The following is a 13,869-nucleotide window of genomic DNA, read 5'->3' on the forward strand; positions in this document are numbered from 1 at the left end:
CCTGCGGCCCTACACCAGCAACACCGAACGCGCCGACGCCCTGGCAGACTTCCTGCGCACCTACAACCACCACCGCTGCCACACCGCACTCGGCGCCCTGCGGGGGATCCCATACGCATGGTGGAGCAGGCGGGTAACGGCGCCACAGTACCGATGAGTGTGCCGCCCCGTCGCCGGCTCATCTGGGCCCAGGCCTACCGGGATCCGGGATCCATGAGATTGAAGCCGCACGCCCGGGGGCATCGGCGGCAGGCGATCCGCTGGTATCGCGGCTCCGAGAAGGCAGCCATGACACGGTGAAACACGGCGATGTGTGGGTGCTCGGTCATCAGCGCCTCCAGCTCTCTCTGGCAACGTACGCACCGTGACACGCGCAGCGGCACATTGACGTCGGCAATCGGGCCGAACACCGCACAGGGCCGTAGCCGCAGAGATCCAGACGTAGGTTCTTAGCCGATGTCCACGTTCACCGCGTCGTAGAGCTTCGGCTCGACCCTCGGCATACCGTTTGCCTCGAAGATCGTCGCCGCCTTCTCCATGAACGCCGCGAGAGCCTCCTTCGACTCCCAGAGGTCGACCACGAGCCAGCCGCCGTCCGCCGGGGCACCCGCGTGGGAGATGAAGCCCTCCGCCGGCCACCACGGCGCCGCGTGGATGCTCGCGTGATTGACCTGGTACTGCTCCTCGGTGACGCCCGGCAATTCGATGATGGCGATGATGGCCACGGCACTGCTCCCATGAGGTCGGAGGATGGGGAAAGTCCTCCAGTCGAGCAGTCCGCACACCCCTTCGCACGGCAGCGGGAGCCGACCGGGCTACGGGCTTGATCCGCACCGGACACTCCGTAGCCCCAGCGGCCAAGCACGAACTCGGCATGCCCTCTATCGGTTTCCCGACCGCGTCTCCGAGAGAGACTGGCTCGACACGGTAAGGCTGACGTTGCATCGGTCGTAGCCATCACGGAAGCGCGGTCAGGTCACACTCGAAGACCGGCTCCGGACTGGTCCGAGGAGCTCCGCCGCCTCCGACGACTCAGCCCGCAGCCGATGTCACAGACCTCGATCGCACCGGCGTAGCGGCAGGTAATGGATCCAGCAGCGCCGTCCGAACGCGTCCCGAATCCCCTCCATGGAGCTCGGGTCACGGACAACGGGCCAGGTACGCGGATCCATCCGCGCGCCATCACGTCCCGCCGGGATGGTCGTCCGGCCCGTCAGCGTGGCGGCGACGTCAGGGGGAACGTCGGTGGGGGAGAGGTCGGGGCGGGCACGGTGCAGGCCTGCGGGGTGGCGCCACCGGCCGGAGGCGCCACGGGCTGAGCTTTTGGGCCGCTTCCCCAGACCGGACTGACGGTCCCGCGTTCCCTGGGATGCCGGTCAGTCGACGTATGCCTCGAGGGTGCCGCGGCACCGGACGTCGAGCGTCGCGCAGTGGAACTAGCCACTGAACGGTGCACAATGCAGCATCTCGCTCGGGATCGGCTCGAAGCCCCACTGTTAGAGCACCCAATCCTGTTGCTGTGGGTGACGCTCAGTGATCAGCCGCCTCTCACCGATCATGAGCACGTTCATGGTGAGCCACTTTCCGCACATCGAGGTCCCCCTGAGCAGGCGGTCGTCGATCGGATCGCCGCTCGGGAGCGGGCACCAGGACGTCCCACGACTTCAGGACGTCGGGCAGGCGTACTCGGGATTGAGCGGAACCTTGCCTGGCGCTAGCAGGGCGGGTGCGCGTCGGGGCCTTTGCCTTGCCCGGCCTCTGCGCCTGGCTCTGCCCCGCTCACTGTGCCGTTCGTCCCCGACGAGCGCAGCATAGAGGGAGAGCAGGTGAACGCACCCCGGCCAGCGGAAGGAGGTGCTGAGGCGTGCCTCAGTTCATGGACGTGCACCACAACATGAAGGGCGTCACCGCCGACCAGCTCAGGGAGGCCCACAACGCGGACCTCGCCATAGAGGAGGACGAGCGCGTGCACTTCGAACGGGCGTGGGCCGATCCCGAGTCGGGCCTCGTCTACTGCCTCTCCGAGGCACCCTCGGCGGAAGCGGTCCAGCGCATCCACGAGCGCGCTGGCCACAAGGCCGACGAGGTCCATCCGGTCCCCCTGTCGATCTGAAAAACCCACAACGGCCCTCCGGCCGCAGACGGCGCGGTCGGGGGCCCGCCATGCCTGGGAGTCTGGTCCACCAGCTGGCGGACAGCGCAGTCCAGCCGTGGCCGATCCGATGGATCAAGGAAGCGTCATTCCCATCAGCCAACGTTTCGGCGCTACGGCGCGCTTTGTCGTAGATCCTGTCTACGCGTAGGGCGCCCTGCCCAACGCTGGGTTGTGGAGCCTCGTCTCTTCACCTTCGGTTGACCCCTCGTTCGGGTGAGTGACGTGTCTGATCATCGGTCTGTGCGGTTGGAGGAATTGCTCGCTCCGTTTGCGGAGTCGGGTGACCACTTTTTCTTCGCGGAAAGGCGCATCGCCATGCGTCGTACCGCTGCCGTCATCCTGAGAACCGCCGCGATCCTCGGTGCACTCCCCGTACCCGCCACTGCCGCGCCCGCGGGAGGCACCGTCGAAACTGCCGCCGCTGACGTCGTTGACGTGGCTCGCAACGCGGTCACCCGTGTCGAGGTGAGCGTCGACAACATCACTAGCGGCCTGTAGCCGACCCCGGTACGGGTTGCGCCAGGCTTGCCGCCTGCGTCGAGTTACCAGGTAGCTGGCCTGGCTGTCGGCGCGGGCGGCATCTGCCCAGGACAGGCTCTAGGGTTGCTCTAAGCTTGGCGTTTATGCAGGTCTGGTGCCTGTGATGGTTGCTGTGAGGCTTGGTTTGTCCTGTTTCCCGACGGGGTGCTCGCGTGCACGGTGCCTGTTCTTAGCGCCGATTGGTCGGCCTGGGCCTGCGGTGCTGGGTTTCGGTGCGCTGGCCGGCTGAGGGGTTGTCCCGTGGAGGCGGCGAAATCCTCGAGGACGCGTGCGGGTGTGAGGCGCCTTTGGCGTGCGGGCCGTTCCCAGGGTTTGCGGAGATCTTCTGCGAGGGACCGCGCTAGCCGGAGTTGGGTGTGTGCGGCAATGACGAGCCAGACACCTCATGAAGCTAAGAGTCAAGCTGCAGCGGCCAGCGGGGCGGGGAACGCCGTCTGCTCTTCGAACAACTCGTGCTCCCGCAGGCAGCGGTAGAGCTGTCCGATCATCCGGTTGAAGAGGTGCCGAAGGGCGGCCGCGTGCCAGTCTCCGTGCTCGTCGCGTCGACGGCGGTAGTGGGACTTGGCGCCGGGTGACCCGTTCGGTGCCGCGAAGGCCCACAGGTAGCCGGCGTGGTTGAGACGGTCGTTCTTCACCCGGCGCCGGGTGATGCTCGACTTCTTGCCGGAGGCCCGAGTGATGGGTGAGGAGCCTGCATATGCCTTCAGTCCGCGGGCGTCGGCGAACCGATTTTGGTCGTCCCCGATCTCGGCCAGCACCCGGGCGCCGAGCTGGACGCCGAGGCCGGGGAAGCTGAGGAGGATCTCAGCGTCCGGGTGCTGAGGGAACGCCTCCTCCACCGCCCCGGCGAGGTCGTCGGCCGCGGTGCAGGCGGCTTCCAACTGGATGAGGAGGGCGAGCATCTGCTTGCCGAGTGCGTCTTCGACGAGTGCCGGCTGGTGGGCCCAGTCGGCGCGGAGGACGTCACGGATGCGGTCGGCCTCGGTTTCGATGCCCCGTTTGCGGCCGGCGTGCTTGAGCGCGGCCTGGATCTGGGTGCGGCTCAGCCGCGCGGCCCTGGCCGGTGTGGGCGCGAGCTTGAGCAGCTGGCGGGCCTCGGGCCGACACAGACCGTTCTGCCAGGGTGCGAAGGCGTCCAGGGCTGAGGGGTAGTACTCGCGAAGCAGCGACCGGAGCTGGTTGGAGGTCTGCTGCCGGTTCCAGGTGGCGTCCTGCTGGGCCCTGGCCAGGACGGCGATGGCGCGGGCCAGGTCGGTGTCCTGCGGCAGGGGCGTGCATGTCGGTGCGCAGGATGTTGGCGAGGACCAGGGCGTCGCCCGGGTCGGACTTCTTGCGGGAGACGCTGTGCCGGTCGCGGTAGCGGGCGGCGGCCATCGGGTTGATGGCGAAGACCTGCCGTTTACCGGTCCGCAGCACGGCGACCAGCAGGCCCCGGGAGGTCTCGATAGCGACCGGGATCGGGGCGTCCTCCGTGTCGCCGTACTCCGCGAGGAGGTCGAGCAGGAGCCGGTAGCCGGTCGCGTCGTCGGTGATGCGGCGCTTGGCGAGTAACGCGCCGGTGTCGTCGACCAGGGCGACGTCGTGGTGCCGTTCCGCCCAGTCGATACCGCAGTAGATCAAGATGTTCCCTCCCCATGGTGCGGATATTTGCGCTGGTCACGAGCGCATGCGGGCCACGCAGCGACCTAATTCCAGGACTCAGCCGCCGGGCTGGTCCGACACCTCATTAGCCGTGTTCTTGGCACCAGCTCACCTCACGGGCCTCGGTCTACGCGGGAGCTCAGACGGCTCGGGTGCATCAAGAGGTCACCGTGTGGAGGGCTCGGGCCACCAACTCCAACGAGTGATCAAGCTGTGGGTGTTGACGCTTCACGAGCGCCGAGCGTCGTCGCTCTGGCTCAAGGCATCGCGGCCAGGTCCAACGAAGACGTCCGCTCGACGCCCATGGAGCATCACCACCCACCGCTTCGGTCGTGGCGGCCGTGAAGGCGTCGAGCGTCGCCGTTGTCTGGGTAGGCCTCTCGTCGACCAAGTCGCGTGAAGACGTCCGCTCGACGCCTACACGACCACCACCACGAGCCGGAGGGCCGTCCGCACGCTCTAACCAGAGGCTTCACAGGCCCAGCTCGAAGTAGGCGTGACGACCCTCACTACTCGAACACCCCGGTGACTCGACCTGAGCCGCCGGGGCCGGTGGAAAGGAATTAGGTCCAGCGATCGGCGGCGGCAGGCTCGCGGAGCTTGGGAGCGGTCCACCCCAGCGTCTGCTTGAACATCCTGAAGGTGTGCTCAAGATCGAATCGGTGCAGGAATGCCTGCCAGAGCCGGTCCACATCCCCGGCAGTCGCGGCGGTGGCTGACCACCACAGCCAGATCGGCGTGGGGTTGCGGTCTCCACGGAGGTGGTCGACCTGGAGACGGATGACGGTGCCCTCGATGCCCGGCAGCTCTCCTTCGGGATGGTCGGCCCAGGCCGAGCGCCGGACCAGTAGCGGGTGCAGGCGGTCCCAGGCAGTGGCGACGGCCTTCCCGTAGTGGGTCGTCTCGCTCACCGTAACCACGGACGGGACCGGCTGAGTCGCCGCATCCTCGAACGCGAACTCCGCCCCGAGCTTGGGCTTGCGCCCGCGTTTGCCCGCCGGCTGCGGCGGGGGCGGGAAGTACAGGACGCGGTCCGAACGCATCCGGCCCAGCAGCTCAACAGGCAGGTCCGCGAGCAGGAAGGCAAGGCGGGTCACGTCGTAGCCGGTATCGACGACGACCAGGACGGGCGGGTCACCGATTTGCCCCTGGCGTGCCCCATACAGCCGCTGGAACACTTCCCGGATCTGGGCGGCGGTGACGGCGATCGCGTCGTCCCACGGACGCAGCCGGACCACGTCCAGCATGGCAGTCCACGACTTCCGCCCCGGCTCCAGAGCGGCAATGAAGGAGTAGGGCCATCCGGGGATCATCTGTGCCGAGCCCCTGCCCCGACCATACGTGTGACAGAACAGCCGGTCCGGTCTGGTATTCGCATCCGGCCGCAGCCAGTTGCTCACATCGACCGCCAGGACCAGCCGCCCTTCTACCGTCCGCGGAAGGGGCAGCCCTGCCAGGGCCCTGCGCAGCCGAGACAGATCCATACGCCCGCGGTTCAACCCGCCGTACAACGCACCATGCCCACGCCGGTGCTCAGGCGCCAGGGACAACTCGACCAGCGTCCTCACCGGGCCATCCGCACACAGCAAGGCATCGCTCAGCTCGAACAAGGCATCCGGGCGCTGGGGCAGGCAGGCATATAACTCCGCCCGGAAGCATGACAGTTCGGCAAACGCATCCCGCGGGACATCCCGCTGCAGCAGACTCATCGCTACGGCCTTCGTACTGGTCAAGCGCCTCTGTGACGGAGCACAGGATCAGACGAAGGCCGCTCTCACGTCAGGCACTCAGCCGAAAGCATCAGCAAGTTCGAGACCACGTTCGACTACAGGCGATAAACGCCAAGCTAAGGGCTCGCAGAGAATCAACATGCTGATTTGATCTCCGTGGAGGTGCTGTTCGCGAGGAAGGCGGTGACGTCGGCGGGTGTGCGGAACCTGGCTGTCGAGGGTGGGACGGTGTAGCCGTGCTCGGCCAGGAGGGGCTGGACTTGGTGAACGACCCTGGTGAGGGTGCTGCCGTTGACTCCGAAGAGCTGGGCGAGTAGGTCTCGGGTGCCGAGTTTGCGCAGGTAGAGCACGGTGGCCAGGACTCTGTCGGCGGTGGTCAGCTTGTCCTTGGCCCCTGCGCCGCGAGCACGGATGCGCTCACCTCCTCGTTGCTGGAGCCGTCCTTGCTCACGTAACTCGTCGAGCTTCGGGGTGAGTTGGCCGACGAGTTCGTCCAGTGCCGGTTCGGGCATCCCGGTCAGCTCCGGGTTCCTCAGACGCCCAGTGCCGGGCTGCGGAGATGAGCCGGCTGATCACGGGTTCATGGCCGAATCGGCTATGGCTGTGGTGTCGGGAAGTTGGGGGTGGAGGGTGTAGTTCCAGTCACCGTGGAAGCGGTGCCGGTGCATGGGTAGGGCGTCGATGTCGCTGTCTGTGACCTTGATGCCGTCGTCGTAGGTGCCCGGGTCGAGTTCGGCGTGGACTCTCAGCCCGGTGCGGGTTGTGGTCGCCGCGATGCTGTTCACGATGACGTCGTGGCTGGTCAGCGGGCGACCCCGCCAGTTCATGGAGATGTGGGAGAACAGCCGGTGCTCGATCTTGTTCCACTTCGAGGTGCCCGGCGGGTGCCCGGCGGCAAATGGCAGACCGTAATGTCCAGGCCCGTCTCGGCGGCCAGGGCCGCGAGTTCGAGACGTTGTGGCACGCCCCGGTCAACGCCCGTGCTTACGGCGGCGAGGCGGTGGCCATTCGCTGCAACTCCTACCGCGTAGCTCAACATCCGGTGTCCATCATCGGTTCGGCTGCACCAGATGAACTGCATGTCGCCGTCCAGGCGGCCGCGGAAGCTGGCCGTGCGCGCCGCACCGTCAGCCAACCGCCTGGCGATGCCCTCGACCGTGCAAAGGGCGTACCAGCGCCAACAGCGCGGGCCGCAGTCTCGGATCTACCTCGACTACCCGCTTGCGCCCGCCGACGAGCGGCAGCGCCGTCTGCTGATGGGCGCCGAGGCCCGACTGGCCATCGGCGCGATAGGTGGACGCCCGTGTGGAAATCTCACGGGCCAGAACGCGGGCGAACTCCTGGAACTGCCCACCAACGGCACCCCCGGCGCATGGCCCCCGTAGCCCGCACCAACGGCGAAGAGGTCTACAACCTCCTCTTGTTGCTGTAGCCGCTCGCGATGCGCCAGCCGGAAAAACGACCACTGCCCCGCTTAGCGCACACTCTGAGCACCCCAGGCGCCACGAACATCACCCAGAAAAACTGAGAAACACCAGCTCTGCAGCCACATAAACCACTCGGAAAAACTGGGGTTTGCTGCCTCGTCCTTGGCTAGGTCTTGAATGAGTCGCCAGATGAGGGTGGCGCGACGATGCGGATCCAGCGGCGCACCCGAACCCACGAGCGCGATGCGCCGCTCCATGACCTGCACCTCGTCGTGGCGCCGTGCTGCGCGAGCACTGGGCATCCGCAGGCTCACGACGAAGGCCCCGGCCGACTGCTCACCGGCTGGGGCTTCGTCATGTCACAACTCGGCGACACCGCCTCCGCCGTGGCGCCCCGCAACGCATGATGCCCCCTCAGCATCAGAAACCACTGGGGGGACCATGAAGACCCGTACAGCAGCGTGCGCTGCCCTGCTCGCCCTTGCCGCCCTCACCGGCTGCAGCAGCGACACCAAGGCCGACCCGGCAGCCTGTAAGGCGGCACTCGCCAAGCAGATGGAAGACGCCATGGACAGCGGCAAGGAAGGCAGTCGGCCGGACGCTTGCGACGGCATCAGCGACAAGAAACTCGAAGAGATCGCCGGGGAAGTCGTCGGTAAGGAACTGGAGGACTCACTCGGAGACGTCGAGGCCAGCCTCGACGACAGTTTGGAAGACCTGGAGAGCTCGGCGCCCTGAGCTGTGGGAGGCGGCGCCCGTGGCCGGGAACCTGCGCAACGGGCGCCCCTACGTCCGACTCGTCGACTGGCTCCGAGACCAGTCTCTGCCCAACGACTGCCGCAACCAGGGCCCGCCACCTGTCTTACTTCGGCTCACCCGCCCACCCCGGGAGCAGCGCAGGGTCGTACCCAGGGGCGGCGGGCATCGGTTCCGGCCCGGTCCACGTCACAGCCCGTGCCTTCCCCCCAGCCGCCCGTCGGCAAAACCGAGTGCGCGAACGCACCCGACTACCGGCCCGACAACGGCAGGTCAGCGCACTACAGCACCTCGCCGGGAGCTGTGTGCTGAGCTCCTGGCGCACGCCCAGGCAGCGCAGTCGGACAGCGGGCAGCCCGGATCCCGTGTCGTACGGTTCCACCAGGACTGCCGCCGCCTCCTCATCTAACCAGCCCGGGCGGCAGAACCTTGGGCGCCGGGAGACTGCCGTGCTGCTGGCGAGCGCGATGATGCGGGCGGCCGACCTGGATTGGTTCGAGCAGGCGACGTAGGGTGAAAGTTGCCGCTCTCCGACCGGCGACTACATCTGCCCTCCGAATGAGCTGCCGAACTGGCGCTCGCGATGCGGAAGCTGATGACCGTCGATGCCGAGCCACTGGGCCCGTTCGCCGGACAGCTCATGGCCTGGCGCGGACCGTTCTGTGCCCTCGCCGCTCTCCGCCGCGGCCGTCCCGCTGATCGCCCGCACCGTCCCGCTGGGCGGTCCGGCCCAGCAGGCGGGAACGATCCGCTCCGAGATGACCGCGCTGCGCTCCGCCCGCCTGCGGCTGGTGCTGGCCGCCTGCGCGACCACTACCGGCGGCGTCCTGGCCGCGTACTCCTACGTCGCACCCCTGCTGATCGACCGGGCCGGCCTCGCCGCCGGACTGGTGCCGCTGGGTCCTCGTCGGATTCGGCCTCGGCGCTCTCGTGGGCTCGCTCGTCGGGGGCCGGCTGGGCGACCGCCGCCCGCACAACGGGCACCATCGTCGCCGCCGCGGGCGCCATGCTCCTGCTCCTGCTCCTGGCGATCGTCCTGTCGGCCGGCTCCGCCTCCGCGATCATCGTCCTGGTCACCCTTCTGGGCTTCTTCGGCCTCGGCGCCAACCCGGTCCTGATGGCCCTGGCCGTCCGCTATGCCGGCCAGGCACCCACCCTGGCCTCGGCCCTGACCGTCTCGGCGTTCAACCTCGGCACCGCCATCAGCTCCTGGATCGCCGGCCTCGGAGGGCGGTGGTTTTGCCGGCGGCGGGACCGTTGACGATCAGAGAGGGGCGTGTGGTTGTCTGCTGGGGTGGTGGCCGGGGCTCATCAGGGCGCTGGCCAGCGCATCCGCAGCGGGGGTGCTGATGGTGGGGGTGTGATTGGTGGCGAACGCTGAGTGGTAGGTGAGGCGTTCTTTCGTGCCGGGCTGGGGGCGGGGCGGGGTGGGTGTCGTCGTCCGGGAGGTCGTCGACGTCGTCGATGCTGTCCTTCTCCTCACGAACCTGCCCAGGGTGGACGACGGCAAGCCGGCCGTCGCCCGGGAGGTCACCGGCCCGGCCCGAACACCTCGGACGAACAGACTGATGGACATGCAGATGCGCGGGGCCGCATGCCTCGAGGTCGACCTGGTCCGACCGCTCGCGCCGGGCGCGTCACTTTCCGAGCCGTGGCGGGGTGGCTGTGCCGTAGACCCGCCTGGCGTGGGAGGCGTAGAGGCGGGGGCCGAGCCGCGGCATCACGAGCCGCGGCACGAACGGGGCGTTGGAGAGAACTTCCTTGATCACGTCGGCATCACCCTCGTACATGACCATGCCGAAGCCGAGGGCGAGGGTCTTCTTCGGGATGGTCGAGAAGGCGTGCTCGCCGAACAGCGCCCATTCCTGGGCCGTCACAAACTGCTCGGCCAGGGGCAGGAGTTCCGTCTCTTCCATGGCCATGTGCTCGATCAATCTGGAGACCAGTACATCGGTGCCGGCGGCGAGTTCCTCGCCTTCCTGCGCAGTGGCACGCCAGGCCGGGAGGAGCGAAACCACCGTCGTCAGTGCTTCGTGGATGCCGTGGTGCTGTTTCTCCATGACGGGCACGATGGCGGCGCTCCTCTTGCCGCCGCGCGTGAGCAGAAGCGGCCAGATCACCTCGTCCTCACCCTCGTGATGGGCGTCAAGGATCGCGCATATCTTGTCGGCGTGGTCAGCGACGATTGCGGCCCGCTCGGTGTCACTGGGCCTGACCTCGCGCACGAGCTGGGGCAGAAGACGGAACTCCCGGCGGAACATCCGGTGCGCCATATACATGTCACGCACATCGGCCATGGGTTGGTTCATCGCTGCCTGTGTCACTGGGACCTCGGTTCCTTGACCGGACCGCCCGGCGCCTTCCGGACCATCTCACCCGTGCAAGACGGCGAGCGCGGACGAAAGGATCTCTTCCTCCCTGTGATCCACGACACATATGGGCTGCCGCGGATCCCCATCTTCGTGCGACTTGGAGAGCGTTGCCGCAGCGGTAGCCTGCGAGAACCGCCCCGGTGGCCCGAACGTCGCGTGGGTACCACCAGGGTCAGGACCCTCGCGAACTCAGAAGTTTCCACGGCAGCGGTACGGCGCACGGCCCCGTTCTGTACGTGCCCTGCGCATGGTGGGACCTTGGAGGACCTGGCGCCCGCGGGGTCGTCGGCCCTCCGCTCCCCGTGCAGAGAGGACCGAAGGGGCCTCGGATCACGACATGCTGTGGGGTCGTTGCGCACGTCTGGGGCCGTGTGCTCTCTACGCCTACTCGCTGCTCCAGGAGAACGTCGCCGCCCGTGTCCGCGACGTCTTCCCCATCCTGGGCAGCCCGGCCGGCCTCGCCGCCGAAGCGACCGTGTGCGCCCAGCTGCTGCAGACCGTGGCTCGTGGCGACAACCTCACTCTCGAAGACCAGCTCCGGGGCTGGTTCGAGGAACTCCGCCGCCGCTGACGCATCAGCCCGCCCAGCCGATGTCACGGACCTCGATCGCACCGGCGTGCGGCAGGTACTGGATCCAGCAGCGCCGTCCGAACGCCTCCCGGATCTCTTCCACGGAGCCCGGGTCACGGACATCGGGCCAGGCCCGCGGTTCCATGCGCGCGACCTCCACGAGCGCCATCACTTCGCGCCGGGCCTGGTCGTCCGGCAGCTGTGCCATGACCTCAACCGCGAGCTCCTCCACCACCACGCCAAGAGGGGCCAGTTCGAGATCAGCGGCATCGCTTCGCGCAGGGCGTCGAGCAGCGCCTCGCGGCTGTCGAAATCTTCGCCGGGGGATATGAGACCTGCCGTCCGGGCTTGAGCCAGCAGCAGGTGCAGCTGGGCGTCTATTTCGCCGTCGGCGGTCTCGGCCACCTTCAGGTCCTGCTGACGGCGCCGCAATTCGCGCCGCTTGGCCGTCAGTTCGTGCTGCTTTTGCGCCTGGTCTTCGCCGACCGCACCGAGGAAGTACGGCAGCGTGGAGGTCAGCCGTGCCCCTCCGTCGCGTTCGCCTTGCCGGTGGACAGGCTGTTGCGGGTGGTGATCTCGTCCTGGTTCTGCAGGCACAACGGCACCGCGTGCCCGAGGTGGACTCCTCGACCCCGCGGCCTTCGGCGATCCCGACGCCTTCACCGCGGCCGCCGACGCGACGCTGAGCACCCTGAAGGACCTGCAGGTCGTGGACGGCGCCGCCGGCGTGTTCTACCCCGGTGAGCGCAGCGCCGCACTGGCCGAGGGCCGGGCGGCCGAGGGGCTCCCGGCGACGCCGAAGGTGTGGCGTGAACTGGTGGGAAACGCCGACAAAGTGGGCATCACGCCGCCCGAAATCAGCATGCCGGAATGAGATGTCCGCGGCGGTGTCACCGCTGCCGAAGCCACGACGGGGGGAGTCCTCGACGTGGTCGACGGGGTTGTATGGAGCAGTGCCGCAGGACCTCTCCCTTCCGCCAAGGTCCTAGACGACATCGAGCGGCTGTGCACCACCGGCTGACACCGGCACAGGGCGGCAGCCGCCGGGCCGCCGACAGGACAGGTGCGACGGCCTGGCGGGCGCCGTCCCCGTGGCCGGGAAAGCGGTCCTAGGCGCCGACGTCGCGCGGAGCCCGCGCGTCAGGTGCGCTGCCGCGCCACTCGCTGCGAAGGACCTCTTCCAGCAGGTTCAGGGCATCCACCACCCAGTCGCGGTCGGGGCCGAGACCCTCTGGCAACTCGGCCTCAAACCGCCAGCTGGCGGGGAAACAATCTCGTCGACCGCGTCGCACCCCGCCGGTGGGGCGGTGACCAGGGCGGCCCGCCGGTCCGCAGGGCCAGAACCCAGAGCGGCAACGGCTGGAGCGCGGCCCCCACGACCCGTACCGCGTCACGCGCCAGCGCGGTGTGCCCCTCCATTAGCTGGGTCGGGCACCAGCGGTGGCACCGCTGGGGTCGATGGCGGGCACCTCGGAATTTTCCTCCATCGACGAGGCCGGGAGACACCCGTTCGGGGGCAAGCACGTCGGGTCCCGCCCGGCGGACGGGTAGTCGACGGCACATGCCCCTTAGATTCGGTGCGTCGGCTGACGGCCACGCCGCGCATCACGGCCACTGGTTCGTTCGGCTCCATCGGCGGGTGCTCACCTCGTGGATCGGGCTCGCCTGGAACCGGGGGCGCGAGATGGAGCTGATGCACCGTGCCATGGGCTTCGCGGCGCTGAGCTTCCTCACGCTGCTGCCGTTGTTGGTCGTCGTCGCTGCGGCCGACCTCGCGAGAGGTCAGGGCTTCGCCAAGTGGCTGGTCCAGGGCCTAGGTGTGTCGGCGGTGTCACAGGAGGAGGTCGAGCGGATGTTCGGTCGGCCGGGGCAGGCGCTGCAGCGCACCACGGCGCTCGGCCTCGCCGCGCTGGCCGCGTTCGGTGTGACCTTCGGCTCGGCCGTACAGACCGGGTACGAGCGAGTGTGGGACCTGCCGACGGCGCGCTGGCACACGATGTGGCGCCATGTCGTTTGGCTGGCCGTAGTGACCGGCTCCCTGCTGCTGTTCTTCGCCGCGCCCACCCCCGAGGAGTCGTCCGCCCTGAAGACGGTGCTGGTCGCCGGGGTCGATGTGGTCGGTGCGTTCGTCTTCTTCTGGTGGTCGCAACGGCTGCTGCTCTGCGGCCGCATTCGTTGGCGGGCGCTCGCGCCCGGGGCTGCGGCGACGGCCCTGGGGCTCCTCGGGCTGCGGGTCTTCTCCGAGCACATCTTCTCGCCGCTGATCGCATCGAACACGGTGACGTACGGCCCGTTCGGGACCGTTCTGGTTCTGCAGTCCTGGCTGGTCGGAGTGGGTTTCGTGGTGTATGGAGGGGCTCTGGTCGGCCGGCTCTTCCACGAGCATCTGGAGCGGCGCCGGCTCACCGTGCAAGCGGCCACACGGCCGCCGCTGTCATGAACGCAAGCCCCGCGGAATGCTGGTCACTACTGCCGTCATCCACCGGACCTCTCGCGGGGCGCCCACGGCAAAGGAGTCGTGCCGTTCGCCACGCGGTTGCTGCCACCCGAAAGTAAGACGAACCTCTGGTTCCGCATGGTGCCGGTCACGTCCGCTGGAGTGGTGTATCGACGGCCACTCGGCGATCTCGTTTTTGAGGCTATGCGGTGAGTTCGGTGGGCAGGTCGGTCTCGTCGT

At 68.2% G+C, this 13,869-nt stretch carries 14 protein-coding genes and 5 pseudogenes; 9 read left to right on the forward strand and 10 right to left on the reverse strand.

Annotation, left to right across the window (positions count from 1 at the left end):
- Nucleotides 1-449: 449 nt before the first annotated feature.
- The gene (locus tag ACZ7M7_RS44625) at nucleotides 450-725 is read right to left on the reverse strand and encodes a hypothetical protein (RefSeq protein ID WP_472127556.1); all 276 of its coding nucleotides are present in this window, start codon (nucleotides 723-725) and stop codon (nucleotides 450-452) included.
- A gap of 1,139 nt (nucleotides 726-1,864) precedes the next feature.
- Between ACZ7M7_RS44625 and ACZ7M7_RS44630 the strand changes: the two genes are divergently transcribed.
- Both ACZ7M7_RS44630 and ACZ7M7_RS44635 read left to right on the forward strand, forming a co-directional pair.
- The gene (locus ACZ7M7_RS44630) at nucleotides 1,865-2,113 is read left to right on the forward strand and encodes an SCO4226 family nickel-binding protein (protein WP_328430286.1); all 249 of its coding nucleotides are present in this window, start codon (nucleotides 1,865-1,867) and stop codon (nucleotides 2,111-2,113) included.
- A 282-nt stretch (nucleotides 2,114-2,395) separates the two neighbouring features.
- Nucleotides 2,396-2,653: a hypothetical protein gene (locus ACZ7M7_RS44635; protein WP_472127558.1), complete on the forward strand. Its 258-nt coding sequence runs from the start codon at nucleotides 2,396-2,398 to the stop codon at nucleotides 2,651-2,653.
- A 123-nt stretch (nucleotides 2,654-2,776) separates the two neighbouring features.
- Here the strand turns inward: ACZ7M7_RS44635 and ACZ7M7_RS44640 are convergent.
- The 4 pseudogenes from ACZ7M7_RS44640 to ACZ7M7_RS44655 all read right to left on the reverse strand — a co-directional run.
- A pseudogene (locus ACZ7M7_RS44640) lies at nucleotides 2,777-3,072 on the reverse strand (NF041680 family putative transposase); the annotation flags it as partial.
- Between the two features lie 21 nt (nucleotides 3,073-3,093).
- Nucleotides 3,094-4,315 (reverse strand): annotated as a pseudogene (locus ACZ7M7_RS44645) (IS110 family RNA-guided transposase).
- Between the two features lie 587 nt (nucleotides 4,316-4,902).
- A pseudogene (locus ACZ7M7_RS44650) lies at nucleotides 4,903-6,045 on the reverse strand (transposase); the annotation flags it as partial.
- A gap of 155 nt (nucleotides 6,046-6,200) precedes the next feature.
- A pseudogene (locus tag ACZ7M7_RS44655) lies at nucleotides 6,201-7,108 on the reverse strand (helix-turn-helix domain-containing protein); the annotation flags it as partial.
- 103 nt (nucleotides 7,109-7,211) lie between these two features.
- Here ACZ7M7_RS44655 and ACZ7M7_RS44660 point away from each other — a divergent pair.
- The 3 genes from ACZ7M7_RS44660 to ACZ7M7_RS44670 all read left to right on the forward strand — a co-directional run bounded on the left by ACZ7M7_RS44660 (nucleotide 7,212) and on the right by ACZ7M7_RS44670 (nucleotide 8,231).
- Nucleotides 7,212-7,451: a hypothetical protein gene (locus ACZ7M7_RS44660; protein WP_472127560.1), complete on the forward strand. Its 240-nt coding sequence runs from the start codon at nucleotides 7,212-7,214 to the stop codon at nucleotides 7,449-7,451.
- A 248-nt stretch (nucleotides 7,452-7,699) separates the two neighbouring features.
- A complete protein-coding gene (locus tag ACZ7M7_RS44665; protein ID WP_472127562.1) occupies nucleotides 7,700-7,900 on the forward strand; it encodes a hypothetical protein in 201 nt (66 codons plus the stop codon).
- 34 nt (nucleotides 7,901-7,934) lie between these two features.
- The gene (locus ACZ7M7_RS44670; protein ID WP_472127563.1) at nucleotides 7,935-8,231 is read left to right on the forward strand and encodes a hypothetical protein; all 297 of its coding nucleotides are present in this window, start codon (nucleotides 7,935-7,937) and stop codon (nucleotides 8,229-8,231) included.
- Nucleotides 8,232-8,790: 559 nt separating this feature from the next.
- On the opposite strand, the gene ACZ7M7_RS44675 is transcribed toward ACZ7M7_RS44670, so the two are convergent.
- Entirely contained in the window at nucleotides 8,791-9,063 is a 273-nt protein-coding gene (locus tag ACZ7M7_RS44675; RefSeq protein WP_472127565.1) for a hypothetical protein, read from the reverse strand.
- Between the two features lie 192 nt (nucleotides 9,064-9,255).
- On the opposite strand from ACZ7M7_RS44675, the gene ACZ7M7_RS44680 reads away from it, so the two are divergent.
- On the forward strand, nucleotides 9,256-9,510 hold the full coding sequence (locus ACZ7M7_RS44680) for a hypothetical protein (protein WP_472127567.1): 255 nt from the start codon (nucleotides 9,256-9,258) through the stop codon (nucleotides 9,508-9,510).
- Nucleotides 9,511-9,886: 376 nt separating this feature from the next.
- Here the strand turns inward: ACZ7M7_RS44680 and ACZ7M7_RS44685 are convergent, their stop codons facing one another.
- Entirely contained in the window at nucleotides 9,887-10,573 is a 687-nt protein-coding gene (locus tag ACZ7M7_RS44685) for a hemerythrin domain-containing protein (protein ID WP_472127569.1), read from the reverse strand.
- A gap of 385 nt (nucleotides 10,574-10,958) precedes the next feature.
- On the opposite strand from ACZ7M7_RS44685, the gene ACZ7M7_RS44690 reads away from it, so the two are divergent.
- Entirely contained in the window at nucleotides 10,959-11,192 is a 234-nt protein-coding gene (locus ACZ7M7_RS44690; RefSeq protein WP_472127571.1) for a hypothetical protein, read from the forward strand.
- Nucleotides 11,193-11,196: 4 nt separating this feature from the next.
- Here ACZ7M7_RS44690 and ACZ7M7_RS44695 read toward each other — a convergent pair whose 3' ends face one another.
- A complete protein-coding gene (locus ACZ7M7_RS44695) occupies nucleotides 11,197-11,400 on the reverse strand; it encodes a hypothetical protein (protein ID WP_472127573.1) in 204 nt (67 codons plus the stop codon).
- Nucleotides 11,361-11,789, reverse strand: a complete 429-nt coding sequence (locus tag ACZ7M7_RS44700; protein WP_472127575.1) for a hypothetical protein — start codon at nucleotides 11,787-11,789, stop codon at nucleotides 11,361-11,363. Before ACZ7M7_RS44700 ends, ACZ7M7_RS44695 begins: the two co-directional genes overlap by 40 nt.
- A 37-nt stretch (nucleotides 11,790-11,826) precedes the next feature.
- Between ACZ7M7_RS44700 and ACZ7M7_RS44705 the strand changes: the two are divergent.
- Nucleotides 11,827-12,066: pseudogene (locus ACZ7M7_RS44705) on the forward strand (Ldh family oxidoreductase); the annotation flags it as partial.
- A 235-nt stretch (nucleotides 12,067-12,301) separates the two neighbouring features.
- Here ACZ7M7_RS44705 and ACZ7M7_RS44710 read toward each other — a convergent pair.
- Nucleotides 12,302-12,430 (reverse strand): hypothetical protein, encoded by a 129-nt coding sequence (locus tag ACZ7M7_RS44710; RefSeq protein WP_472127577.1) that lies wholly within the window; start codon nucleotides 12,428-12,430, stop codon nucleotides 12,302-12,304.
- A gap of 323 nt (nucleotides 12,431-12,753) precedes the next feature.
- On the opposite strand from ACZ7M7_RS44710, the gene ACZ7M7_RS44715 reads away from it, so the two are divergent.
- Nucleotides 12,754-13,632 carry a YhjD/YihY/BrkB family envelope integrity protein gene (locus ACZ7M7_RS44715; protein ID WP_472127579.1) on the forward strand — a complete coding sequence of 293 codons (879 nt, stop codon included), beginning with the start codon at nucleotides 12,754-12,756 and terminating at the stop codon, nucleotides 13,630-13,632.
- The last annotated feature ends 237 nt before the right edge of the window (nucleotides 13,633-13,869 follow it).

Source organism: Streptomyces sp. NPDC111606 (assembly GCF_055656945.1).